Raw genomic sequence first — 24,718 nt, forward strand, 5'->3', positions numbered from 1 at the left:
AGAAAAATAGTTTAAGAAAAAGGGTCCCAGAGAACGTCTCCGGAACCCGCCTGTGGAATACTCGTCTGAGGTGCCCAGAAGCCGTGGCTTAGCGCCAAACAGCGGGCTGTGATTTGGGGTCAGCCGGCGAGGATTCGATCCAAAATTTCACCAGTATTTCGGCTGAGCGCGTGCTGGCTCTTGAGTGCCTCAAGCGCTGCCCGCCCGATCTCGCGGCGATTGGCTTCAAGGAGTGGCAATGTCCGGAAGCCTGTGAGGATGCGAGCCGCGACCTGCGGATTGACCTTATCGATTTCCGCCGCCGCTTCGGTCACGAAACGGAAGCCAAGCCCATCGGCGCGTGCGAACTGTTCGAGATTGCTCATGACAAAGCTGCCGAGCAGGGAGCGCAGGCGATTGGGGTTAGTCTTGGGGAAGTCCGGTGCCGAAAGGATAGAGCGAAGGCGCTCGATCACCCCGTCGTCCGGCGCCTGCGAGGACGCCACCAGCCACTTGTCGAACACCAGTGGATCGCCGCCGAAACGCATTCGGAAATCCCCAAGTAGAGCAGGCGCGGCCTTGGTCCAGTTATGCGCCGATATTGCGAGCGCAGCGTAGCGGTCCGTCATATTGGTCGCCGCGTAATACTGGGCCTCGGCCAGATCCGCGCCGAGGTCCGATCCTGCCGTCAGCAGCGCAAGCAGCCGATTGCGCAGCGACCGGCGTCCGGCTTGCTCCGCATCGGGACTATAGGGTCCGGAAACAGCGAGTTCGCGATAGACCGCTTCAAGCTGTGCCGCAATTGGGCCAATGATGGTTTTGACGAGGCTTGCCCGCGCCGCGCTAACCGCGCTTGGATCCACATTGCGCCCGATATGCCGCGCAATCACGGTTTCGTCCGGAATGCCGATCGCCTGGGCCTTGAAGGCCGGATCAAGCGATGGATCGTTGAGCGTATCCATCATCGCCTGCCGGAGGGCATCTATGTCACCGGTCGTCGGCTTCGCGCCAGTGGCGCTCTTGGCGAGCAATTGCGTTGCAACCGTCTGCATCGCATCCCAACGATTGAGTGGATCGCTATCATGCCGCGCGAGGAAAAGCAGATCGCCATGACCGAGCCCCGTCTCGAGCTTGATGGGGGCTGAAAAACCGCGGAACAGCGACGGCACGGGCCGATTGGCAACACCGGTAAACGTCAGGGTGACGGTTTCCTGGTCGAGGACGATGAGGTCGCCCTCTACGCGACCGCCACTGACTTCGGACCAAGTCACAGGGTGTCCATTTGGTCCGATAAGCCCAAACTTCACGGGAATGACGAAGGGCGCCTTTTCCGGTTGGCCTGGAGTGGGCGCCGTCCGCTGGCTTAGGCTCAGCGTGTAGGTCTGGCTCGCGGCGTCGTACGTGTCGCGCGCGTTGACGATTGGCGTTCCCGCCTGGGTGTACCACCGGGCAAACTGATTGAGCTCCATCCCATTGGCGTCCTCGAACACCTTGATGAAAGCTTCGATCGTTGTCGCCTCGCCATCATGGCGCTCGAAGTAAAGGTCCATTCCCTTGCGGAAACCAGCCTCGCCGAGGAGCGTTGCCAGCATGCGGACGACTTCCGCGCCCTTCTGGTAGACAGTTGTCGTGTAAAAATTGTTGATTTCGCGATAATGGTCAGGCCGCGGCGGATGCGCCAACGGACCGCCATCCTCGGGAAACTGTGTCACGCGCAGGTTTTCGACATCGTGGATGCGTTGCACCGGGCGGCTACGCTCGTCCGAGGAGAATTCCTGATCGCGATAGACCGTCAGCCCTTCCTTGAGGCAGAGCTGGAACCAGTCGCGGCAGGTGATGCGATTGCCGGTCCAATTATGGAAATATTCGTGCGCGATGACGCGCTCGATATTGGAATAATTGGCGTCGCTCGCGATCTCGGGCAGGGCGAAAACCAGCTTGTCGTTGAAGATATTGAGGCCCTTGTTCTCCATCGCGCCGAAGTTGAAATCGGATACGGCGACGATGTTGAAAACGTCGAGATCATATTCCCGGCCGAACCGCTTTTCATCCCAGGCCATAGAGCGCTTGAGGCTGTCCATGGCATAGACGCATTCGGCTTCCTTGCCATGGGCGCAATAAATTGCGAGATCGACCTTGCGGCCGCTCATGGTCGTAAAAGTGTCGGTAATCGAGCCCAGATCGCCGGCAACGAGCGCGAAGAGATAAGCGGGCTTGGGGAACGGATCTTCCCAAAGCGCGAAATGCATGCCGTCGGAAGCTTCGCCCTTGTCGACGAGGTTGCCGTTCGAGAGCAGCACCGGCGCAATGTCTTTGGGCGCAGTGATCCGCACCTTGAATGTGGCGAGGACGTCGGGCCGGTCGAGATAATAGGTGATGCGCCGGAACCCCTCGGGTTCGCATTGGGTGCACCAGGTCCCGCCCGAGCGATAGAGCCCCATCAGCTTCGTATTGGCGTCGGGCTGCAGGTTCACTTCCGTTTCGAGCACGAAGCGGCGGAACGGTGGTTCCACAACGGTGAGACCTGTCTCGTTTGAGGCATAGGCCGAGAGCATCAGCGGCAGGCCATCGATGGCAATGGAATCGAGCGTCAGTCCATCGCCATCAAGCACCAGCGGCGTCCCCGGCGCCGTTTCAGGTCGCGGCTCCACCGTCATCTGCGTGCGCACCCGAGTCCCAGCCGCAGTGATCTTGAAGTCCATGTCCACGGCGACGATCGCGTAGGGCGTCGGGGCATAGTCCTTGAGAAAAATGGTGTGCTCGGTCTCGGTGCGCATTAGGCGATCCAATACAACGTTATTTCTGGCAGTCTAATGTGGCCATCGGGTAACAGCCGACTCTCTCCATTTGTGTATTCTACGCCGCTCTTGGCTGCATAGCCCAATTCTTCGTGCCATAGGGCGGTGCGAGGAGGAGGAACGGGCAATGCACCACGCAGCTCCTCTGCGCCACTTGGGGGCGTACCGAGCGCGGTCCTTGAAGTTTTCCTGGGTGGTTCGACCATTGCCAGCTCTGCTGACGGCCATTGTCATTGCCGTCGCATAGCGTTTGGCCACGGTGTCCTTCCGGACGGTAGGTATGGTGACGTTATGTTGAAATGGTTCGAAACGCGGCTCGACGCTTACCCTGCAGGTGAGCCGACGGAGCCGCCAAAGGGGCTGCTCGCCTTCTGCTTGCACTATAGCCTTGGCGCCAAGAAGTGGCTGGCCCTCATGGCCTTTGCCGCCGCAGCCGTTGCTATCGGCGAAATCCTCGTCTTCGGTTTCATTGGCGATGTGGTCAATTGGCTCGCCGACGCCGATCCCAACACGTTCCTTGAGACGGACGGTTGGAAGCTGGCGCTCATGGGCGCGATGGTTGTGTTCATCGTGCCGGGCTTTGCGCTTCTTTCGACGCTGACCATGAACCAGACACTCCTGGGCAACTTCCCCCAGCGCATCCGCTGGATGGCCCATCGCTATCTGATCCGTCAGTCGATGAGCTATTTCCAGGATGAGTTTGCCGGCCGTATCGGCGCCAAGCTGATGCAGACCTCGCTCGCCGTGCGCGAAGTGGTCATGAAACTTCTCGACATGCTGGTCTATGTCGTCGTCTACTTCACGGGCGCCGTCATTCTGGCCGCCGCCGCTGATTGGCGGCTCGCAGTGCCGTTTCTCGCCTGGCTCGCTGCCTATGTCGCTCTGATGGTTTATTTCATCCCGCGCATGGGCAAGATTTCCCAGGCGCAGGCCGATGCGCGCTCGATGATGACCGGCCGCATCGTCGACAGCTACACCAATATCGCGACGGTAAAACTCTTCAGCCATTCCAACCGCGAAGAGACCTATGCCCGCGAGGCGATGGACGAGTTCCTCGACACCGTCTACCGCCAGATGCGGCTCTTCACCTGGCTCAATATGCTGGTGCTCTGGTCCAATGCGCTACTGCTTTTTGCCGTCGGCGCCACTGGCATCTGGCTTTGGATGCAGGGCATCATGAGCCCCGGCGCCCTCGCGGTTGCGCTCGGCCTCGTCATGCGCTTCCAGGGCATGAGCCAATGGGTGATGTGGGAAATGTCGTCGCTTTTCGAAAACATCGGCACGGTCAAGGACGGCATCAACTCGATCTCGCTGCCCCGCGTCGTCTCGGACAAGCCTGCGGCCAAGGCCATCGGCCGCGTTGCCGGCGACATCAAATTTGACGACGTGTCGTTCCACTATGGCAAGGAATCCGGCGTCATCGAGGGCCTTAATCTCAATATCAAGCCGGGTGAAAAGATCGGTCTCGTTGGCCGTTCAGGCGCAGGCAAGTCCACCATCGTCAATCTGCTGCTGCGGTTCTACGACCGTCAGGGTGGCCGCATTCTTATGGACGATAAGGACATTGCCGAGGTCCAGCAGGATAGCCTCCGCGCCAATGTCGGCGTCGTCACGCAGGACACATCTCTGCTGCATCGCTCGGTGCGCGAAAACATCACCTACGGCCGTCCGGATGCGACGGAAGAGGAGATGATCGAAGCGGCCAAGCTGGCCGAGGCCCATGACTTCATCCTCAACCTCACCGACTACAAGGGTCGCACCGGTTACGACGCCCATGTCGGCGAGCGCGGTGTGAAACTCTCCGGTGGCCAGCGCCAACGTATCGCTATTGCCCGCGTACTCCTGAAAAACGCACCGATCCTCGTGCTCGACGAAGCAACCTCTGCTCTCGATTCCGAGGTCGAGGCTGCCATCCAGAGCCAGTTCGAGCTGCTGATGCGCGGGAAGACGGTGATCGCCATCGCCCACCGCCTTTCGACCATCGCCATGATGGATCGTCTCGTGGTGCTCGACAAAGGCCAGATCGTCGAGCAGGGTACTCATGCCGAGCTCGTCGATTCAGGCGGCATCTATAGCCAGCTTTGGGCCCGCCAATCAGGCGGTTTCCTGGAAATGGATCAGGTGGAGGACGCGGCGCAATAAGCGCCGCTCCGTTTCCGACATAGAGTTATCAACCCGCTGCCCCGAGGGGCAGCACCAACCAAGGAGATCCCAAATGGGAGATATCATCATGACGCGACATATGGGCAACCCGAGTGCATTTGCCCTAAGCCAACCCAAACCCACCGATCGGCACCGAACCTGACTTGGAAGCCAGTATCGCTAGGAAGAGTGGAAACCAGCTTTCCTTCCCAGCAATACAACTAAGGAAGCTCCCGTCAGGCGCGGCTCAATAAAATGAGCAGAAAATGTTCAACCGCGTCATCGAATTCTTCGACAATCTCTATTCGCCCGTCGCCCTGGCCAAGAACCGCCAGCCGCCGATGGGCCTCCGACCTTTCGTCAGCTACTTCATCGGCCAATTCAAACGCGCCTTTGCCATCCGCATAGGCCTTGTCGCCATCGGCTCGGTTGCCGATGCGCTCATGCCTGTCTTCGTCGGCATGATCGTTGGCATGCTGGCCACCACCAATCCAGGCGAAATCTTCGACCAGCACGGCCAGACCCTTTTGTGGATGGTCTTTGTGGTGGTGCTCGTCCGGCCGCTCACCTTCCTCCTCGATACGCTGGTGCGCAACCATGCCATCGTGCCCAATCTCGTCGACATCATCCGCTGGCAAAGCCATTGGCATGTCATCCGGCAAAGCTGGACCTATTTCCAAAACGACTTTGCCGGCCGCATGGCCAACAAGGTCATTCAGGTCGGTGAAGCCATCGAGATCGGCGTCAATCTGACCATCGACGCCGCCTGGTATGCCTTGGTGTTCGTAGTCGTCGCCATCATCGTCCTGGCACAGCTCGATTTATTGCTGCTGGTGCCCATTGGCGTCTGGCTGCTGCTTTATGCGGTGCTCTTCACCATCACCATGCCGCTCATTGCTCGTTACTCCGAAGAGCTTTCGGAAAGCAAATCGGTGATGACCGGCCGTATCGTTGATAGCTACACCAATATCCAGACGATCAAGACCTTTGCGACCGGCGAGCATGAGGACCGCTACGTCTCCGACAGCGTCCTCGACCACGCCAAGAGTTTCCGTAAACTCATGGGCGTCTTTACCTGTATGTGGTCGACGCTCTTCTTGCTCAATGCCGGTCTGGTGGTCTCGGTCACCTGGCTGTCTCTCACCGGCTGGAACAATGGCACGCTGACTGCCGCTGCGGTGGCGACGGCCATTCCCTTTGCCCTCCAGATCATGAACATGAGCGGCTGGATCCTTGAGATCGGGTCGAACATTTTCCGTCAGATCGGTACGACGCGGGACTCGATGGACACCATCGCCCAGCCCCTCACCATGCTCGACGCGCCCGAAGCGGTCGCTCTGCCGGTCACGGCGGGTGGCCTCCAATACGACAATGTCAGCTTCAACTATTGGCGCGGAAAGGAAGGCAGCGTCATCGATGCCTTCAACCTGACGATCCAGCCAGGCGAAAAAATCGGTCTCGTCGGACGTTCGGGCTCAGGCAAGTCGACGCTGGTCAACCTTGCCCTGCGCATGTTCGATGTTCAGGACGGTTCGATCCGCATCGATGGTCACGATGTGCGCTCGGTGACGCAGGAAAGCCTCCGCGCCGCCATTGGTCTTGTCAGCCAGGACACGTCGCTGCTGCATCGCTCGGTCCGCGAAAATCTCAAATACGGCCGCCATTCGGCGAGTGACGAAGAGATGATCCGGGCCGCCGAGCAGGCAAATGTCCATGAAGTCATCATGGGCCTTTCCGATCCGCAGGGCCGTCGGGGCTATGATGCCCATGTCGGCGAACGGGGCGTAAAGCTCTCGGGCGGCCAGCGCCAGCGCGTCGCCATTGCCCGCGTTCTTCTCAAGAACGCGCCGATCCTCGTGCTGGATGAAGCGACCTCTGCTCTCGATTCCGAAGTCGAAGCGGCAATCCAGGAGCAGTTGACCATGCTGATGCAGGGCAAGACGGTGATCGCTATCGCCCACCGTCTCTCGACCATCGCCGCCATGGACCGTCTGGTCGTGCTCGAAAAGGGCCGGATCGTCGAGGAGGGAACGCACGCCCAACTCCTCGCCTCCGGCGGGCACTACGCCATGCTCTGGGAACGCCAATCGGGCGGCTTCCTTGATTTAGAAACCGCGCGATAGCAAAAGCCCCGGCAGCGATGCCGGGGCTTTTTCTTAGCGAATGATCGGAAAGAGATTCCGTATCTTGGGCTCGCGCAACCACAGCGCCACCCAAACCAGAATACCGAAATAGACGCTGAACAGCGTGTGGCTAAAAAGCGGATTGTCTACCCGCAGATTGGCCGCCAGTGCCGCGCTCAAAAGCCCGGTCGTCAGCACGGCGCCCAATAGGGCGGTGCGCGGAATGATATAGAGCACAGCGCACAGCACCTCGATGAGGCCAATAAGCAGCATGTATTTTGCTGGCCAGCCAACGACAGTCATTGGATCCAGTGCCAGCGTCGAATTCATCAGCTTTGGCGCTGCCGAAGCACCGAGAAGAAACAGCGTGACCAGCACGCTCAATACCCAACCTGTCCTGATCATTTTGTCTTGTCCATCCCGCGCTCACTGTTGAGCCGCTGACCTTGCGACGATTTTCGGGCTGAGGTTTCGACACGCCATCGCGAAAATTCAGCTTGTCGTGCCGTATTGGCGCAAGCGGTCATTCCTTTTGCCGTCTCCTGGTCGCGCGGCGAGTTCAAGCGCTGCTTCCGGCGCCATGGGGCGGCCAAAGAGATAGCCTTGCATCACTGTTCCGCCGAGCCCGACCAGCGCTTCGAGCTGCTCCTCGGTCTCGATCCCTTCGAACACGCAGGACATCCCAAGATTGCGGCAGAGGTCGATCATCGTTTTGACGATGGCGCGGCTCGTGCTGTCGGTCGTGACTTCGGCAACAAAGCTGCGGTCGATCTTGATCCGATGGAGCGGCAAACGCTGCACATGGGTAAGGCTCGAGTGACCCGTGCCGAAATCGTCGAGCGCGATGCGCGACCCGAGATTGAGGAGGCGCGACACCGCTTCATTTGCTTGATGCAGATCGCGCATCACTGCCGTTTCGGTTATCTCGAAATCGATCCGCGTTGGCTGGTCCGCGGCTTTGACCAGTGCAATCACCTCATCGACGGCCGCATCAGAGCCGATATCGTGCGCCGAAAGATTGACCGACAGGCGAACGCCGCGCGGCAGGGTTTTGCTGACCTCGATCGCCTTGCGCAACACCACCTGTGTGATCCGCCCGATCTGCCCCAAGCGCTCCGCCATGGGAATGAAATCGGCGGGAGACACTTCGCCAAGATGCGGGCTGCGCCAGCGCGCCAGTACTTCGTAGCCCGTCGTCTCGCCAATCGAGACATCGAATTGCGGCTGCAGCAAAATGTAGATTTCGCTCTCGAGATCGGCAGCGTGGAGCATCTGCTCCATCCGGCGGATCTGCCGGAGGTCATGCGCATCGATGGCCGAAAAGATCATCCAGCGGCCGCGCATATCGCGCTTGGCCAGCCAGCTCGCATAATCAGCATGATCGAACAGCGTCTCTGGTGTGTCATCGACGCTTGATGCGGCAAAACCGATCGAGGCGGTGACGTGGGCCGTGCCCTGCACCAGGGTGATCGGCTGGTTGACGATATCGCCAAGCCGCTTGCCAAGCCGCTCCAGATTTTTGCTGCCGGTGTTTTCCGTCACGATCAGCGCGAAATTATCACTATCGAGACGGGCGAAAAACGAATGCGGTGGCTTGTTCTGGTCGAGCCGCTGCGCAATTTCCCGCAGCACTTGGTCGCCCATGAATTGTCCGAACACCTCGTTGACGGCCTTAAACGCATCAAGATTGAGCCGCGCTAGCGCAATGGTCCGGCCCTCGCGCCCCGCTTCTTCGAGACAGGCGCTAAGCGTCTCATGGAACGAGCGCCGATTGGGCACACCGGTCAGACTGTCGAGCCAGGCGAGGCGGTGGTTTTCCTCAAGCAGCGTCTGCGTTTCGGCCTGCTTCTGCGCGATCGCCGTGCGCGAGGCAACGAGGCCGGCAAAGTCCCGATAATTGCCGAAAAGGATCACGGTCAGCGTGGCCGTCACGAGCAACATGTTCACCGCTATAGCCAGCAGCGTCGGCTCACCTGCGGTGCCGAAAACCAGAAGAAATGGAACGATGACGATCGCGCTGATCGCCAGCGCCGCCTGACGTACGCGCAAAAGGCAGAACATGCAGCCGATTACGGTGATGCCCATGAAAAAGGCCACGTGGGACTGCTGATATTGATCGCCATAGGGAAAAAGGCTCAGCGACCACCAAGTGAAACCAACAGCCAACATTGGCCCAAGGATGACCAGCATGCGCAAGCCGCGCTTTGCCTTCTCGACTGTCACCGGACGCTTTCCGTCGCGCATCCAGATCACAATGCGAAGGGTGCAAAGGACAGTCAGGACGCCAGGGACGATCAGCGTCAATCCATGCGGCGCGACGGCATAATGCGTGGCGGCCAGGATGATCGAATTGGTCAGCAGCATGACATACATCAGCGGCACTTGCAGCCGCAGGGCATCCCATTGCGCAAGCGTCAGCTCTGCCGTCGCCTGCCCACCGAATACGCTGCGGCAAAATTGCCGGAAAACTGCCATCGAACGCCCCTAACCAAGGAAGACTAAGCAGTAACTTCCTAATAGATCAGTAAATCCAGCGTCGCATTCTCGGCTCAAGCTGATCGCAACGATGCAAAAGATAAAAAATGCGCGCTTGCGGGCATTCCAACCGTCACCTCTTCACGCTAAAAGCGCTTCCGAAATCGATTTCAGCAGCCACGCCATCCGCTGCCAGACGAGGCCGGGCCTGCCCGGCAGGAGGACGACTTGACCATCCCAAGCTTCAATACTGCGCTGAACCTGCACGGAAAATATGCGCTAACCGCCACCTCGCGCGATATCGCCACGACCATCACCTTGCCTGGCGACGTTCATGGAGCGCTTCTTGCCGCCGACCTCATTCCCGACCCCTATTACGGCGAGAATGAAAAGGTCGTGATGTGGGTCAATGAGACCGCCTGGACGGTCGAGCGCCGCTTTGAAGCCTCGGCCACGGACATCGATGGCTATCTCACCTTGACGCTCTCGGAAGTCGATTGCATCGCGACCATCTTCCTCAACGGCGAAGAGATCGCGCGAACGGACAATAGCTTTGTGCGCCATGACATCGACGTCACCGGAAAGGTCCGCGCTGGCGATAACACGCTCCGCATCGAATTCGATATCGCGCCCGATGTCGCCAAGGCGCGCTCGGATGCGCACCCGTTCCCGATCCCCTTCACCTACAATTACCAGACCAATGGCCTGAAGGGCATCCACATGAACTTCATCCGCAAGGCAGCCTGCCATGCGGGTTGGGACTGGGGCATCTGCACCATGCCCATCGGGGTCTACGGCACAATGAGCCTCCGCAAATCGCGCCTTGCCCGCCAGGAAAGCGTCGAGGTCAATCAGGCCCACGGCGCCAATTCGGTCGAACTCTCGATCAAGACGCGCATCTTCGCCTTTGCCCATGGCGAAGTCGAACTCGAACACACGATCGCTGGCCAGACCATCACCGATAAGGTTTCCGTCCAGAAGGGCGAGAACGTCTTCACCCACAACGTAATCATCCAAAATCCAAAGATCTGGTGGCCGGCCGGGCAGGGCGAGCAACCGCTTTATGAGCTGACCACCAATCTTGAAGGCGAAGTGACGACCCGCAAGATCGGCCTTCGCAAACTCGAATGGATCATCGAGAAGGACGAGATCGACCACTCGTTCAAGTGTCGCATCAATGGCCGCGACATCACCATGATGGGCGCCAACTGGATCCCTGCCGACGCCATTCCCTCGCGCATCACGCCAACAGTCATCCGCGATCTGCTGGAGAGCGCGAAAGCTGCCAATATGAACATGCTCCGCATCTGGGGCGGTGGTCAGTACGAGCCGGACTATTTCTACGATCTCTGCGACGAGCTCGGCATCCTGCTTTGGCACGATTTCATGTTCTCGTGCATGAGCTATCCGTCCAACCGCGAATTCCTCGCCTCGGTCGAAACCGAAATCACCCAGCAGGTGCGCCGCCTCAGTCACCACGCCTCCATTGCCCTTTGGTGCGGCGATAACGAAGTCATCGGCTCGCTCAATTGGTATCCGGAAACCAAAGCCGATCCCGGCCGCTATCTCGCCAATTACGACCGCCTCAATTCGATGCTGCATCGCATTGTCGAGGATGAAGATCCCGCCCGACGCTTCTGGCCGTCTTCGCCATCGCTGGGATACATGGACTTTTCCGATGGCTGGCACTCCGACACCCGCGGCGATCTCCACTATTGGGACGTCTGGCATTCGGCGAAAAGCTTTGACGCCTATCGATCGGTTAATCCGCGTTTCGCCTCCGAATTCGGCTTTCAGTCCTTCACTTCGATGAACGTCATCGAAACCTTCTCGGAAGAAAAGGACCGCAATCCGTCCTCGCCGGTCATGGAAAACCACCAGCGCAACAATGGCGGCAATGCCCGTATCATCGAGACGATGACGCGCTACTTCCGCTTCCCGCGCGATTTCGACCAGATGGTGTTTTTGAGCCAGATCCAACAGGGTCTCGCCATCAAGACCGCCATCGAATATTGGCGCTCCACCAAGCCGCGCTGCATGGGCACGCTCTATTGGCAGATCAACGACATCTGGCCGGTTGCAAGCTGGTCCAGCCTTGATTACGGCGGGCAGTGGAAACTCATGCAATACATGGCCAAGCGCTTCTTCCGCCTGGTCAATGTCGTCGCCGTCCCCAATGCTGAAAACACCGCAATCAGCCTCAAGGGCATCAACGACACCGGCAGCGCGGCGTCTCTCACACTTGACGTTCAAGCCGTCAAAGTCACTGGCGAAACCCGGACGGTCTTTTCGGGCAAAGCCGCCGTCGGTCCCGACGCTGCCAGCGTTCTCGCAACTATGTCGCTCTCCGATCTTGCGGACGACGAGTTCCTCTACTTCTCATGGAAGGACGCTGCCGGAACAACGATCGGCGAAAACGACTACTTCCCCAAGCCCTATAAGGCCTATGAATTGGTCCAGCCCACGATCGCTTCCTCCTGGTCCGATCGCGACGGCCAGGCGGTCCTGACACTCGTTTCGGACAAGCCAGCCGTATTTGCGACAGCGACAGTCGATGTTCCCGGTTACTTCTCGGACAATGCGCTAACCCTGCTTCCTGGCAAGCCGGTCGAGCTGGTGTTCCACCCGCGCCACGGCGCGAGCGTCACTTCGGCCGATTTGCGGAACTCGCTGAAGATCCGCAACCTGGCCGAAACCTTCTAAACTTCCATACAAGTTTTTGTCGCCCGGCGATTGACTGGGCGGCAGCTTTCTTCCACCCTTGATCCGGGCCGCGCCTCCTGCGGCCGCATGGATAGAAAATGTCTGCTCCCTTCGCCCCGCCCCAAGAGCATAGGCTCCTCGGGATCGGCTTGGCGCTTGCCGCCTATTTCATGTTCACGGGCATCGACTCCTCCGCCAAATGGCTCGGGCTTGTCGGCATTTCGGCCGTGCAGATCGTCTTCCTGCGCTACGCCATTCATCTTGCTTTGGTGGCGACGGTCCATCTGCCGCGCCATGGCCGGGTCATGGTGAGGACAGGGAGCCTTAAACTCCAGTTCTTCCGTGCGCTTGCTTTGCTTGGGTCCACCGTCTGCAATTTCGTCGCGGTGCAATATCTGCCTTTGACCGTCACGGGCGCCATTGCCTTCACAGTCCCCCTGTTGATCTGCGCACTTTCCGTCCCCTTCCTCGGCGAAACCGTCGGTTGGCGGCGGTGGACCGCTATCGGCGTCGGCTTTATCGGTGTGTTGGTGATCGTTCGCCCAGGCACCAACGCCTTTCACCCAGCCTCACTCCTCAGCCTTCTCGGTGCATTCAGCACTGCGGCTTATATGCTGCTCACACGCCGCGTCTCCGCCTTCGACAGCCCCGCGACCAGCCAGTTTTATGTTGGTATCTTCGCAACCGTCGTACTGCTGCCGATCGTGATATTTTTTTGGTCCTGGCCGACGACGCCAGATGGTTGGATCGCCTTCTTCGCCGTGGGCATCTTCGGCTTTCTCGGTCATCAGTTGATCACCATGGCCTCGGGTCTGGCACCGGCGACTGTGCTGGCGCCATTTTCTTACTTTCAGATCATTTTCATGGCGCTTTCGAGCTGGCTGATTTTCGCCCAGCCGCCCGATTTCTGGCTCTATGTCGGCGCGCCGATCGTTATTTTGAGCGGGCTATACATCTGGTTGCGCGAGCGGAGCTTGGCCAAGCCCGCGCCCTCAGTTGTTGTGCCGCACTAGCCGACCTTGCCCTCTTCGACTTCCCGCAAGGGCTCTGCAGAAGTCGCCCGCCCGTGGGTGATCAACCGCGCGCTGCGCTGGCCCGTCAGATAAATCCAGAGCCAGCTCATCGCGACGAAGATGCGGTTTTTGACGTCGACCAGAAAGTAGATATGCGCGATGCCCCAAACCCACCAGGCGAGCCCGCCGGTGAGTTTGGTCCAGCCAAAGTCGAGGACCGCTGCCCGCTTCCCGATCGTCGCGAGATCGCCGGCATGGCTATAAGAAAATGGATGCGCGCTCATATCGCCCTTGAGCCGCAGTAGTGTGGTCTTCGCCGCATGTGCCCCTGCTTGCTTGGCCGCAGGCGCCACGCCCGGCACAGGCTTGCCATTCTCCTGCATGATGCTCGCCGTGTCCCCGACGACGAAAATCTCCTTATGTCCCGGCAGCGACAGGTCCTTCTCGACCTTGACCCGTCCCGACCGATCCGGCTCCACGCCCAGCCACTCTGCCGCTGGCGACGCCGCAACCCCAGCGCCCCAGATAATGGTCTTGGTCTCAAGCCGCTTGTCGCCATAACTGACGCCATCGGCGTCGATATTTTTGACCTTTTGCCCTAGCTCTACTTCGACTCCGAGCCGCTTCAGCGCCTTGAGCGCATAGTCCGAGAGTTCGGGCTCAAAATTGAGCAGTACGCGATCGGCACCTTCGATCAGCACCACGCGCACATCTCCAGGCGCTATGGTCTTGAACTGCCCCGCCAGCGCTGACCGCCCTAGTTCGCTGATCGCCCCCGCCATCTCGACCCCGGTCGGCCCGGCCCCGATGATCGCAAATGTCAGCAGGGCTCGCCGCCGCTCTGTGTCCGCCTCGCGCTCAGCCGCCTCGAAAGCCAGCAGAAGCTTGCGGCGAATGCCTGTCGCGTCCTCTAGCGTTTTCAGCCCCGGCGCGAACTGCTCCCATTCGTCATTGCCAAAGTAAGCGTGTTGCGCCCCGGTCGCGACGATCAGGCTGTCATAGCGCTCCGGCTCGCCATCCTCGATCATCACCTGTTTGCCGGCAACGTCGATCCCGGTGACCGTCGCCATGATTACGCGGACATTGTTTTGGCGACGCAGCACGTGGCGGATCGGCCAGGCAATCTCCGATGGGCTGAGCGACGCCGTCGCGACCTGATAGAGCAGGGGCTGGAACAGGTGGTGATTGCGCCGGTCGATGAGCAACACGTCGATATCGGCGTGTTTGAGCGCCTGCGCCGCGGCGATACCGCCAAAGCCTCCACCGATGATGATGATCCGGTGCTTTGGCGTCGTCATGGCGGCCTCCATATCTGCCTCAAACATTGGGTTTGGGCAGCGCGCCGTCAATGCCGCTTAAGTCTATCCGGTGACACGATCCCGCCAACGCTGCGCATAGGCCGAAAAACCTGGATGCGTCAGCGGCGCGATCGGAGAATCGTGCTGCTCATGCGCAGGCTGTCCACCGAACAACAGGCTGGCCCCCAGGCTCGTTCCCGTCCCATCGCCCGAAGCATGCACCGGCCGCTCGGCCAAAGCCGCTAGCGCCGCCGCAAATACGCCATTGCGCGCCAATGGACCTTCTATGGTGATGGTCTCTCCCAACCCGCAGAGTTCGAGGCATTCGCGGGCGACGAGCGCGAGATAAAGCGAGGCTGCAGCGGTCCGTTCTCCATCGCTCAAACCATCCGGCGCCGCGGTCCACCGCCCCTTCTTGCCTGCAAAGGGCCCAACCCCCGGCGCAAAGGTCGGCAAAGCCTGAACATCGCGCTCGATGACCGATGTCAGATCAGCCTCTGTCGGTTCGACAATCTTGTCCACCAGCGCGTCGAATTCGCGCCCACCCATGAACCGCGCCGTCGGCACGGGCCGTCCAAAGGCATCGACATTGGCAAGGCTATCGCGCATCTGGTCGAGCTGCGCCGTGTCCCCACCCACTGTCATCGCAATGGCCCAAGTCCCAGTCGAAAGGATCGTGAATGGCGCAGCGCGCCGTCCCAGATGCGGCACCAGCGACGCATTGGAGTCGTGGATCCCACAGGTCACCGGCGTGTCTGCCGCAAGACCTGTCAGCGTCGCGATATCGGGCCGAATGGCGCCCAATATTGAAGCCGCCGGACGGATCATCGGAAACAGCCCTCGCCACCCCTGCTCATCCACTAGCGCCGAAAAGTCTCCGCTGTCCGGCGCCCAAAGGTCGGTATGGCAGCCGAGCGAGGTGACTTCGCTGGCGAGCACGCCCGTCAACCGCCAGGCCCAATATTGCGGATAGGTCAGAATGCTCGTCACCCGAGCGAAATCCTCGGGGAAGGCGCGCGATTGCCAAAAGATCTGAGCCCCGAGATTGAGCCCGTTCGGCAGTTTTGGTGACAGTGTCTCGTCAAATTTCGGCCGCGCTCGGTCATAGGCTTCGTCCGAAGCCGCAGGACCATCATATTCATAGTCGAGCACCGGCAGCGCCAGTCGATCGCCCGCGATCAGCGCGGCGGTGGCACCATGCGTCGTAATGGAAATTCCATCGACGCCATGCTGGCGATGCAGCCGACCGAGACTATCGAGCACAAAATCCCACAGCCCATCTACGTCGGCATGCGGGTATGGCGCATCGCGAAGGACGGTATTGGGTCGGCTGAGCCCGCCAAGTTGGGTCTCGCTTGCCGCATCGATCAAAACCACTTTTGCATTGGTCTTGCCGATATCGATCACGGCGATATGGCGGGGCAGGGACTGTGTCATGGCGCAGCGCTCTCCGTCGGGGCTTAAGCCCCATAGCGGAATTCAAACCGCCGCGCCATGGCTAACATGTTAGCGCTATTTGATGATCAGCACCGGTATATCGGCATGGGCCAAAACCTCTGCCGCCTGGCTGCCAAGCAGCAGCCGGCCAAGCCCGCGGCGTCCATGCGATCCCATCACGATCAGGTCCGCATTCAGCTCTCGCGCGGCCGCTATAATGCCCTCGGCTGCCGGTAGGTTCGGGACATGCTTGACGGACATTTCGAGCCCGGACGCTTCACCCAGCTTCAATGCTGCGGCCAAGGTCGCCTTTGCGGATTCCGCTTTGGCCTTATCGAGTTCGCCGATCATATTGGTCGTGTCGACCATCATCATTTCCGGCCCCGGCGCCACGATCATCGATGTTTCGGTTACGGTCACCGCCGTCAGTCGCGCGCTAAGCTTTCCGGCAATATGGATCGCCTGGGTCAGCGCCTTAGTGCTGAGATCGGACCCGTCGATGGCGCAGATGATGTTGGAATACATTCATTCCCCCTTTTGGCTTGGACTGGTGTGACATTGGACTAACGCATGCGTGTCCGCTTTGATCCAGATCAGTCCATTGCCCGCCGCCATGGAAAGGTCTATTCCAGCCACCTCCTGATTAGAAAAACGTGTTTGCGCGCTGATGACCGACCAGAAGCGCGGCCCCGCCGTCTCCCTCGAGACCGCACGCCGCTTCTCCGTTGCCCCGATGATCGACTGGACGGATCGGCATTGCCGTTACCTCCATCGCGTACTCACGCGTCGCGGTCTCTTGTTCACCGAAATGATCACGACTGGCGCAATCCTCAACGGCGATACCGAGCGCCTGCTGCGCTTTGATCCCGTCGAGCAGCCTGTCGCTCTGCAACTTGGCGGGTCCGATCCCGCCGATCTGGCCGCCTCTACCCGCATCGGCGACGAGTTCGGCTATGATGAAATCAACCTCAATGTCGGTTGCCCATCGGACCGCGTGCAGTCGGGCAAGTTCGGCGCTTGCCTCATGGCCGAACCCGACCTCGTTGCCGACTGCGTCCGCGCCATGCGCAGCGCAACCGACAAGCCCGTCACCGTCAAATGCCGCATCGGCATCGACGATCAGGACACCGAAGAGAGCCTGGATCGCTTCGCCGACAAGATGGCGGAAGCCGGCGTTGCCGCGCTTTATGTCCATGCGCGAAAAGCCTGGCTTCAGGGATTGAGTCCAAAGGAAAACCGCACGATCCCGCCGCTCGATTACCCGCGTGTTCACCGGCTCAGCGCGCGCCTTGCACCCTTGCCGATTGTGATCAATGGCGGCATCGAAACCTTTGAAGACATCGCTGGCCATCTCCAGCACATGCACGGCGTCATGCTCGGCCGCGCCGCCTATCAAAATCCAATGATGCTGGCCGAAGTCGATGAGCGCCTCTTTGGCGAAGCGCCACGCGACATCACCCTTGCCGATGTCATGCATGCCATGGCCGGTTATGCCGAAACTCAGCTTCGCGACGGCGCGCGGCTTAACAATATCGCGCGCCACATGCTGGGCCTCGCCAATGGCCGTCCCGGTGCGCGCCAATTCCGCCAAATTCTCAGCGTCGATGCCTGCCGACCCAATGCCGGCACGGAAGTGTTCCTCCAGGCGCTGGCGGCTGTCGAAGACCGCGCCGAGGTCGCTGCCGAGTAATCAGTCGCGCAGCAAGAGCGAGTTCTGGCTCACGCTATATTGGCCCAGCGTTTCGAGGAACGTCTGGCCTAGAAGGCTCGTATCGAGCGCGCCATCCTCGGCCACAAAGGCCGCGATATTGCGCCGGCTGATCCCGCCGACCTCAATATTCTTGAGCCGCGCTCGCGCCGCCATGCCGGTGCCATTGGCCGTCGAGACCGGCACTGTATAGCGCAATCCCTGAAGATCGATCCCCGCCGCCTCGGCATCGGCGCGCGTCAGCACCACGGCGCTTGCCCCGGTGTCGAAGATCATGGGGGTCGTGTGGCCATTGATGGTCGCCGCGATTTCGAAATGCCCACCAAAGCCGCGCCGGAATTCTGCCGTGCGATTTTCGCTATCGACGACGGCGACACCCGGCTGCAATTCGCCCGTCACCCGACCGACGACACCCAGTAATTCGTCACGATAGGCGTAGCCCACGCCCACTGCTGCAAAGATCGCGACCCAAAGCCCGACCGCGCCCAGCAATTCTGCCGCGCGGCGCCGCCTTGAGAAAAGCCCGCCGGCAAAGACAATCAGGATCACCACCATCGGCACGAGCTGGGCGGTCTGTGTTTGCGTCAGGCCGATCATGCTCCCGGCATCGGCCGAGATCATCAGGGCGATACCCACGGCGACGAGGAGAGCAATCCCTATGAAGATCATCGTCGTCGTCGCTCCGTTGGTCTGTGCCTATGGATTAAGGGGAGCAGCGCGGCCATTTCAAGGCTTGGCAGCAGCGAAGTTCCCCGCGTTAACGCCGCAGTCGCGCCTCGGCTCCAGTCTCAATTGCATTCGGCGCGGTTCTGGGCAACAAGTCCGCACCAATCGCCCTTTACCGGACTGCCCCATGCCTGCGCTCAATCCCGCCTTTGCCGATATTCTCGACCTGCTGATGGCTGTGCCGGATGGGGATGAAACGGCCGTGGCAGCGGTGCGGGAACGCGATACGGATTTGACCAAGCCCGCCGGTTCGCTCGGTCGCCTCGAAGAGCTCGTCGAGTTCCTCGCGCGCTGGCAGCACCGGAAAGTTCCGCGGCTCGATAATCCCATGGTCACGATCTTTGCCGCCAATCACGGTGTCGCGGCGCAGGACGTGTCGGATTTCGCCCAGGAAATGACCGCCCAAATGGTCGCCAATTTCACCAATGGCGGCGCGGCCATCTCGCAGATTTGTGGCCTCCATGAAATCAACCTGCGCGTCTTCGAACTCGCGCTCGAACTCGCGACCGCAGACATCACCCAAGCCGCCGCACTCGACGATCAGATGTGCGCAGCCACCATCGCCTACGGCATGGAAGCGGTCGCCGGTAAGCCAGATCTCATCGGCCTCGGCGATATGGGCATCGGCAATACCACCGTCGCTGCCGCGATCTTTGCCGCGCTTTATGGTGGCACTGGCGCGGATTGGGTCGGGCAGGGCTCAGGCAGCCTTGACGCACACCGCGCCAACAAGATCGACGCCGTCGACCGTGCCTTGGCGTTCCATGCCGGCCAACTCGATCATCCACTCGCTACTCTCGCCCGCGTCGGCGGCCGCGAGATCGCGGCCATCCTCGGCGCCCTGATCGCTGCACGCCACCAGAAAGTCCCTGTCGTTATCGATGGCTATGTAGCAACCGCCGCTGCCGCCATTGCCCATGCGGTCAACCCCGAAGCTATCGACCACTGCCTATTCGCACACGTCGCCGACGAAGGCGCCCACGCACAGGTGCTCGAACGCCTCGGCAAGAAGCCGCTGCTCAATCTCGGAATTTATCTCGGCGAAGGCACGGGCGCAGCGCTCGGTGTCGTCCTGATCAAGACGGCCCTCCACCTCCACACCAATATGGCGACCTTCGAAAGCGCGTCGGTCAGTCGGCCGCTGGCGCGACAGGTCGTGCCCTTGGCATGAACCCCTCTGAGCCGGGCTCAAGGGTCAAGAGATCGACGCCCATTTCCTGACGGAAGCGGGTGGCCGAGGCGAGGGCTAGCCTGCCGAGGGCTGCCACATCCTTGCTGGCCATCGCCCGGTTCAGCGCTGCATGCTCGACGAGGAATTTGAGGATATATCCCTCAGCCATTTCTTGCCGCTGCAGATTGTCGAGCGTGCGAAAACTTGCATCATTCGCCATGGCCGCGGCGATTTGCGCCCGCACCGGTTCATTGTCGATCTTGCTGTTGTAGCGGGCGTTGGCAGTCACCCAGTTGAGCACCCAATAGGCGGTCAACGCGTCAGCCACATTGCCGGTCCTTAGCCCGTCCTTGGCCACCAGGTCCTGCCAGATTTCCAGCGCGGGTCGCTCGGCAAACGCTGCCGCAAGACTATTGCGCACTTCGACGCCGACAGACCAGCGAACCGAGTCGAGGAATTGGCGCTGGATACGCGCCGATATGATCGTTGAAGGCGGATAGCTGGTGTCGAAAACCTGGACCGGTTTCTCCTGCGCAAAGGCGAGGGTCGGGAGCAGGATCAACAACGACAAGAACCGAGCAAGCGACTTCAAATTCGATACCCCTAACTGGACCGCAATGGAGGGCCCGATAGGGGCAAATTTGAGACGCCAAATGCTCGGTTTCAACCAACCTGCGAGTAAATCTCGAGCTTGTTGCGACGCTCGGTCACCGGGGCCAGCGCATCCATCACGCGAGCACGCGGGAAGGTCGCAATGACTTCAGTGCCGAAGCGGAGCTTTGAGAACAGATCGAACCTGCCCTGATGGAGGTCCATGATCCGCTGCACGATCGGCAGACCGAGACCCGCACCCTGTTCCGCCGTCTTTTGGGCGAGTGACCCTTGGCCGAACGAGGACAGCACCGTCTCGATTTCGTTCTCCGGAATGCCCGGACCGTTATCCTTGACCGAAAGCAACTGCCCGCCATCGGCGCTGCGCGTTACGAGTAGCATCACCTTGCCATGCTGGGGCGTGAACTTGATGGCATTGCTCAGGAGGTTCAGCACCACCTGGCGAATGGCGCGTTCGTCGCCCCAGATTTTCGGCAGGTTATCGCCATAGCTAAAGGTCAACTCGATACCCTTGGACTTGGCGCGCAATTGCATCATGCGCTGGCAATCGTCGGCGATATCGATGATCGAAACCGCTTCCTCATGCAGCTCATATTTACCGGCCTCGATACGGCTGAGGTCGAGCAATTCGTTGATGAGGTTGAGGAGATGCTGCCCGCTCGAATGGATGTCGCCGGCATATTCTTTGTATTGCGGCACCTGGTGCGTGCCCAACAGTTCGGATTTCAGCACTTCTGAAAAGCCGATGATGGCGTTGAGCGGCGTGCGCAGCTCGTGGCTCATCGTCGCGAGAAACTGGCTCTTGGCGATATTGGCCTGCTCGGCATGTCGCCGCGCCTCTTCCGACATCTGCCGCGCTTCTTCCAGCTCCGCGATCAGCGAATCCTTTTCGGACTGGTGCGACAGCGTCTCAAGCTCCGAGCCATAGAGCTGCCGGGCAAGGAACAGGAAGAAGATTTCGCCGCAGACGGCAACTCCGGCCAGCGTGTAATTCATCGTACCACCGAGCCAGACAAGGCTGATCGCCACGCTGATCGTTACCGGTAAAGTGCTCATCAGCGTCGCCGGGGGCAGTGTGTGGGTCGCGATCGCATTGGCTGCGATGCTTACCAGCACCATGGCAAACATCACCGGCGCCACATCCGTCGGGGCCACAAAGGCGGAAACGGCCAGAAGCGAAAGCGTTAGGCCATAGAAGGTTTCGGCCGCAACAAAACTCGTCGTCCAGTTCGCCGCATTGAATTTGCTGGGGTCCTGGTCGATGAACCGGCTCGCAACCAGCACCACCACCAGCAAACTGACGATTACCAGCCCCGCCCAAAGTGCGGAGAAAATGACTGGCACCCAAAAACTCGAGACGATGGCGAGGATGCAGACGACCGCGGCCATGGGCAATGCTGCTTCACGACGCGAAGCGGCATAATCATGCATCAGTTCGAAGTCGAATTCCGCACGGGTGCCGGAGCTGGACGTCAGCTTCTGGCGTGCCTCAAGCACGGTCTTTTGGGCAGCGCGTTTCCCGTCACGGCCCATCAAGGCGCGCACGTCCGCGTTATTGGCCGGCTGAGACGGCATGAACGGTACTCATTACTAAACCACGCAGTAACAACGGGTCACTGCTACGCTCGCTGCCAACGTAGTCAGGGCGTGGTTAACATGACGTGAAACCGGAACGCCGCATCTGCGTTACCTGCTGCGGACGATCCTGCGTCCGTCAGAAGTCATATGATAAGTCGAAGAAGCAATTTTATTGCGCAATCTAAGTCCTTATGGCAGTTTCCGCTGCGCGAATGCCCAATAAAATCGCTGCAAGAAAAATCTGATTTCGCCGAGAGGGCCGGATGGCACTGGATAAGATCGACCGCAAGATACTGACGCTGCTCCAAAAAGACGCCACGATGCCCGTCGCCGAGATCGGTCGCAAAGTTGGCTTGTCGACCACCCCTTGCTGGCGCCGTATTCAGAAGATGGAAGAAGACGGCGTTATTCAGCGTCGCGTTGCGGTGCTCGACCCCAATAAGGTCAATGTCGGCGTCACGGTTTTTGTCTCGGTCAAGACCAACGAACACAATGAAGCCTGGATGCGCAAATTCTCCGGCGTCATCGACGAATTCCCCGAAGTGGTCGAGTTTTATCGCATGAGCGGCGATGTCGATTATCTCATGCGCGTCGTCGTGCCCGACATTCAGGCCTATGATACGTTTTACAAGCGCCTCATCAGCAAGATCAATCTGACCGATGTCAGCTCCGCTTTTGCCATGGGCCAGATCAAGTACACGACAGCCCTGCCGCTCGACTTCGCCATAGTCGTGGACGACGACAAGTAAGCCATGCTCATTGCCTTTGAACATGTTGGTATGACCGTGTCGAACATGGATCGGGCGGTCGCATTCTATTGCGACCTGCTCGGGCTCACGCTCGCACAACGCAATGAGGTCGATCGCGGTGAGATCGGCTTTTTCGATACCGGCGCTGGCATGTTGGAAGTCTTTGCCCCTGAGGCGCCCACAGTCGACCGCTTCCGCGACGTGCCTCTCCACGAAGCCGGCATCCGCCACCTCACCTTCGCCTATTCCGATCTGGCCGAGGTGCTCGGGCGCCTTGAAGCTGCCGGCGTCGAGGTTATCGAAGGGCCACGTGACGCCCGCAATACGCCGCTGATCAAACAGCTCGCTTTCGTGCGCGATCCCGACGGCATCATGGTGGAACTGATTGAGCGCGGCGAAGGTCGCTAGGCTATCCGCCGGTGACGCTCATATGCCGCGCAACCGCTGGCGCCGGTGCGTTGCGATCAATGACGAAGTCATGCCCCTTGGGCTTGATCAGCATCGCATGGTCGAGTGCCGCATCGAGCCCCGTCCGACCCCCATCGCGCAATGCGTCGCGCAGGTTCACCTGATCATCCTGCCCAAGGCAGAGGAAAAGCTGGCCCGTCGCCGTCAGCCGCACCCGATTGCAGCTTTCGCAGAAATTGTGGCTCATTGGCGTGATGAAGCCGAGCACGCCGCCCGTTTCCGCCACATGGTCATAGCGCGCCGGTCCGCCGGTCTTTTTGGCTAATCGTGTCAGGGTGTACCGGTTCGCGAGACGCTCATGCAACTCGCGCAGCGGCAGATAGGTGTCAACACGGTCTAGCCCGACTTCACCGAGCGGCATGCCCTCGATTAGCGTTAGGCCCATGCCGCGCCCATGCGCCCAGGCCATCATCGGCTCGATCTCGTCATCATTGACGCCGCGCATCGCCACCATATTGATCTTGAGGCTCAGCCCCGCAGCCTGTGCTGCATCAATTCCGGCCATCACGTCAGCCAGCCGCCCGCGCCGTGTAATGGTCGCAAAACGCTCCGCATTAAGCGTATCGAGCGATACATTGATCCGCCGGACACCCGCTGCGAACAAGCCTTCAGCATGCTTTGCCAATTGGCTGCCATTGGTCGTGATCGTCAGCTCTTCGAGCCCCGATCCGATCCGCTCACCCAGCGTCCCCACCAAATCCATGATGTCGCGCCGCACCAACGGTTCGCCGCCCGTCAGCCTGATCTTGGTCGTTCCCCGCGCTATAAAGGCCGAAGCGATCGTCTCGACCTCTTCAAAGCTCAGCACATCCTTCTTGGGTAGAAAAACCATGTCCTCCGCCATGCAATAGACACAGCGAAAATCGCAGCGATCCGTCACCGAAATGCGCAGATAGCTGATGGTTCGGCCAAAAGTGTCGACCAGCGGACGTTTGGGAGCGAAAGGCGCGTTCATGGCTTCAATGTAAGCGGTGCCGCATGAGATGGAAACCATGGTCGAGCAATGTTGTTGCCCCGGACAAAACAAAAGGGCCGCCGAAGCGACCCTTTCAATCCCTTAGTCCATCAACCTTAGTGGTTGACGACGATCGTCGCGCCAACCTTGACGCGCTCATAGAGGTCCGCGACGTCATCATTGGTCAGGCGGATACAGCCCGACGAGACGGCCTGGCCGATCGACCAGGGCTCGGACGTGCCGTGCACACGGTAAAGCGTCGAGCCGATGTAAAGTGCGCGGGCGCCGAGCGGATTTTCCGGGCCGCCAGGCATATAGGCCGGAAGGTCAGGGACGCGCTTGCGCATGGCGGCAGGCGGAGTCCAGCCGGGCCATTCGGCCTTGCGGGTGATCCGGTGCGTGCCGGACCAGGTGAAGCCATCGCGGCCGACGCCGATGCCATAGCGCAGCGCCTTACCGTCTTCGAGCACGAGATAGAGGCGGCGTTCGCCGGTCTCGACAACGATCGTGCCGACTTTATAGTTCGTCACATAGTCGACGAGCTCTTTCTTGATCGGGCTGCCGCCACGACGCGGGGTGGTGACGACCTTTTCTTCCCACGTATTGGTGTCGGTGTTGTAGACGGTTACAGCCCGGCTCTGCGCAGTCATCGAAAGCGCCACCAAGACCGACAGACACACGGCCATCGCCGCTCTCGAAAACTTCATGCTCGTCCAGGCCTCTGAAAGTTCGGCGGCGGTTGATTCGCGTGCCGTAAGTAATGCCGCTATTTACATTTCTGAA

General features: G+C 59.9%; 19 protein-coding genes. 8 read left to right on the forward strand and 11 right to left on the reverse strand.

Annotated elements, in window-relative coordinates:
• Nucleotides 1–119: 119 nt before the first annotated feature.
• On the reverse strand, nucleotides 120–2,756 hold the full coding sequence (gene pepN / locus ASE94_RS13455) for an aminopeptidase N (RefSeq protein WP_062630843.1): 2,637 nt from the start codon (nucleotides 2,754–2,756) through the stop codon (nucleotides 120–122).
• Between the two features lie 312 nt (nucleotides 2,757–3,068).
• On the opposite strand from pepN, the gene ASE94_RS13460 reads away from it, so the two are divergent.
• Entirely contained in the window at nucleotides 3,069–4,919 is a 1,851-nt protein-coding gene (locus ASE94_RS13460; RefSeq protein WP_062630844.1) for an ABC transporter ATP-binding protein, read from the forward strand.
• A gap of 266 nt (nucleotides 4,920–5,185) precedes the next feature.
• On the forward strand, nucleotides 5,186–7,042 hold the full coding sequence (locus tag ASE94_RS13465) for an ABC transporter ATP-binding protein (protein WP_082461214.1): 1,857 nt from the start codon (nucleotides 5,186–5,188) through the stop codon (nucleotides 7,040–7,042).
• Nucleotides 7,043–7,075: 33 nt separating this feature from the next.
• Here ASE94_RS13465 and ASE94_RS13470 read toward each other — a convergent pair whose 3' ends face one another.
• Complete coding sequence (locus ASE94_RS13470; RefSeq protein ID WP_062630845.1) at nucleotides 7,076–7,447, reverse strand: DoxX family protein; 372 nt, start codon at nucleotides 7,445–7,447, stop codon at nucleotides 7,076–7,078.
• A gap of 87 nt (nucleotides 7,448–7,534) precedes the next feature.
• Entirely contained in the window at nucleotides 7,535–9,517 is a 1,983-nt protein-coding gene (locus ASE94_RS13475) for an EAL domain-containing protein (RefSeq protein ID WP_062630846.1), read from the reverse strand.
• A gap of 228 nt (nucleotides 9,518–9,745) precedes the next feature.
• Between ASE94_RS13475 and ASE94_RS13480 the strand changes: the two genes are divergently transcribed.
• Both ASE94_RS13480 and ASE94_RS13485 read left to right on the forward strand, forming a co-directional pair.
• Entirely contained in the window at nucleotides 9,746–12,220 is a 2,475-nt protein-coding gene (locus ASE94_RS13480; protein ID WP_062630847.1) for a glycoside hydrolase family 2 protein, read from the forward strand.
• A gap of 98 nt (nucleotides 12,221–12,318) precedes the next feature.
• Entirely contained in the window at nucleotides 12,319–13,233 is a 915-nt protein-coding gene (locus ASE94_RS13485; RefSeq protein ID WP_061908004.1) for a DMT family transporter, read from the forward strand.
• Here ASE94_RS13485 and ASE94_RS13490 read toward each other — a convergent pair.
• The 3 genes from ASE94_RS13490 to ASE94_RS13500 form a co-directional block, all read right to left on the reverse strand.
• Complete coding sequence (locus ASE94_RS13490; RefSeq protein WP_062631339.1) at nucleotides 13,230–14,531, reverse strand: NAD(P)/FAD-dependent oxidoreductase; 1,302 nt, start codon at nucleotides 14,529–14,531, stop codon at nucleotides 13,230–13,232. The two genes, ASE94_RS13485 and ASE94_RS13490, sit on opposite strands and share 4 nt — an antisense overlap.
• A gap of 63 nt (nucleotides 14,532–14,594) precedes the next feature.
• Complete coding sequence (locus ASE94_RS13495) at nucleotides 14,595–15,968, reverse strand: FGGY-family carbohydrate kinase (RefSeq protein WP_062630848.1); 1,374 nt, start codon at nucleotides 15,966–15,968, stop codon at nucleotides 14,595–14,597.
• 75 nt (nucleotides 15,969–16,043) lie between these two features.
• Nucleotides 16,044–16,493, reverse strand: a complete 450-nt coding sequence (locus ASE94_RS13500; RefSeq protein ID WP_061908006.1) for a universal stress protein — start codon at nucleotides 16,491–16,493, stop codon at nucleotides 16,044–16,046.
• Nucleotides 16,494–16,635: 142 nt separating this feature from the next.
• On the opposite strand from ASE94_RS13500, the gene dusA reads away from it, so the two are divergent.
• Complete coding sequence (gene dusA / locus ASE94_RS13505) at nucleotides 16,636–17,658, forward strand: tRNA dihydrouridine(20/20a) synthase DusA (RefSeq protein WP_062630849.1); 1,023 nt, start codon at nucleotides 16,636–16,638, stop codon at nucleotides 17,656–17,658.
• Here dusA and ASE94_RS13510 read toward each other — a convergent pair whose 3' ends face one another.
• The gene (locus tag ASE94_RS13510) at nucleotides 17,659–18,345 is read right to left on the reverse strand and encodes a TIGR02281 family clan AA aspartic protease (protein WP_062630850.1); all 687 of its coding nucleotides are present in this window, start codon (nucleotides 18,343–18,345) and stop codon (nucleotides 17,659–17,661) included. It lies immediately after the preceding gene.
• A gap of 184 nt (nucleotides 18,346–18,529) precedes the next feature.
• On the opposite strand from ASE94_RS13510, the gene cobT reads away from it, so the two are divergent.
• The gene (cobT, locus tag ASE94_RS13515) at nucleotides 18,530–19,573 is read left to right on the forward strand and encodes a nicotinate-nucleotide--dimethylbenzimidazole phosphoribosyltransferase (RefSeq protein WP_062630851.1); all 1,044 of its coding nucleotides are present in this window, start codon (nucleotides 18,530–18,532) and stop codon (nucleotides 19,571–19,573) included.
• Here cobT and ASE94_RS13520 read toward each other — a convergent pair.
• Both ASE94_RS13520 and ASE94_RS13525 read right to left on the reverse strand, forming a co-directional pair.
• Nucleotides 19,533–20,165: a DUF6683 family protein gene (locus tag ASE94_RS13520; RefSeq protein ID WP_156352159.1), complete on the reverse strand. Its 633-nt coding sequence runs from the start codon at nucleotides 20,163–20,165 to the stop codon at nucleotides 19,533–19,535. The two genes, cobT and ASE94_RS13520, sit on opposite strands and share 41 nt — an antisense overlap.
• Nucleotides 20,166–20,236: 71 nt before the next feature.
• A complete protein-coding gene (locus tag ASE94_RS13525) occupies nucleotides 20,237–21,760 on the reverse strand; it encodes a HAMP domain-containing sensor histidine kinase (RefSeq protein WP_061908011.1) in 1,524 nt (507 codons plus the stop codon).
• A 272-nt stretch (nucleotides 21,761–22,032) separates the two neighbouring features.
• On the opposite strand from ASE94_RS13525, the gene ASE94_RS13530 reads away from it, so the two are divergent.
• The gene (locus ASE94_RS13530) at nucleotides 22,033–22,512 is read left to right on the forward strand and encodes an Lrp/AsnC family transcriptional regulator (RefSeq protein WP_061908104.1); all 480 of its coding nucleotides are present in this window, start codon (nucleotides 22,033–22,035) and stop codon (nucleotides 22,510–22,512) included.
• Between the two features lie 3 nt (nucleotides 22,513–22,515).
• Entirely contained in the window at nucleotides 22,516–22,920 is a 405-nt protein-coding gene (locus ASE94_RS13535; RefSeq protein ID WP_062630853.1) for a VOC family protein, read from the forward strand.
• A gap of 1 nt (nucleotide 22,921) precedes the next feature.
• On the opposite strand, the gene moaA is transcribed toward ASE94_RS13535, so the two are convergent.
• A complete protein-coding gene (moaA, locus tag ASE94_RS13540; RefSeq protein ID WP_062631340.1) occupies nucleotides 22,922–23,935 on the reverse strand; it encodes a GTP 3',8-cyclase MoaA in 1,014 nt (337 codons plus the stop codon).
• Between the two features lie 116 nt (nucleotides 23,936–24,051).
• Complete coding sequence (locus tag ASE94_RS13545; protein ID WP_244484042.1) at nucleotides 24,052–24,642, reverse strand: L,D-transpeptidase; 591 nt, start codon at nucleotides 24,640–24,642, stop codon at nucleotides 24,052–24,054.
• Nucleotides 24,643–24,718 lie beyond the last annotated feature (76 nt).

The sequence above is a fragment of the Devosia sp. Leaf64 genome (assembly GCF_001421945.1).
Taxonomy (GTDB): Bacteria; Pseudomonadota; Alphaproteobacteria; order Rhizobiales; family Devosiaceae; genus Devosia.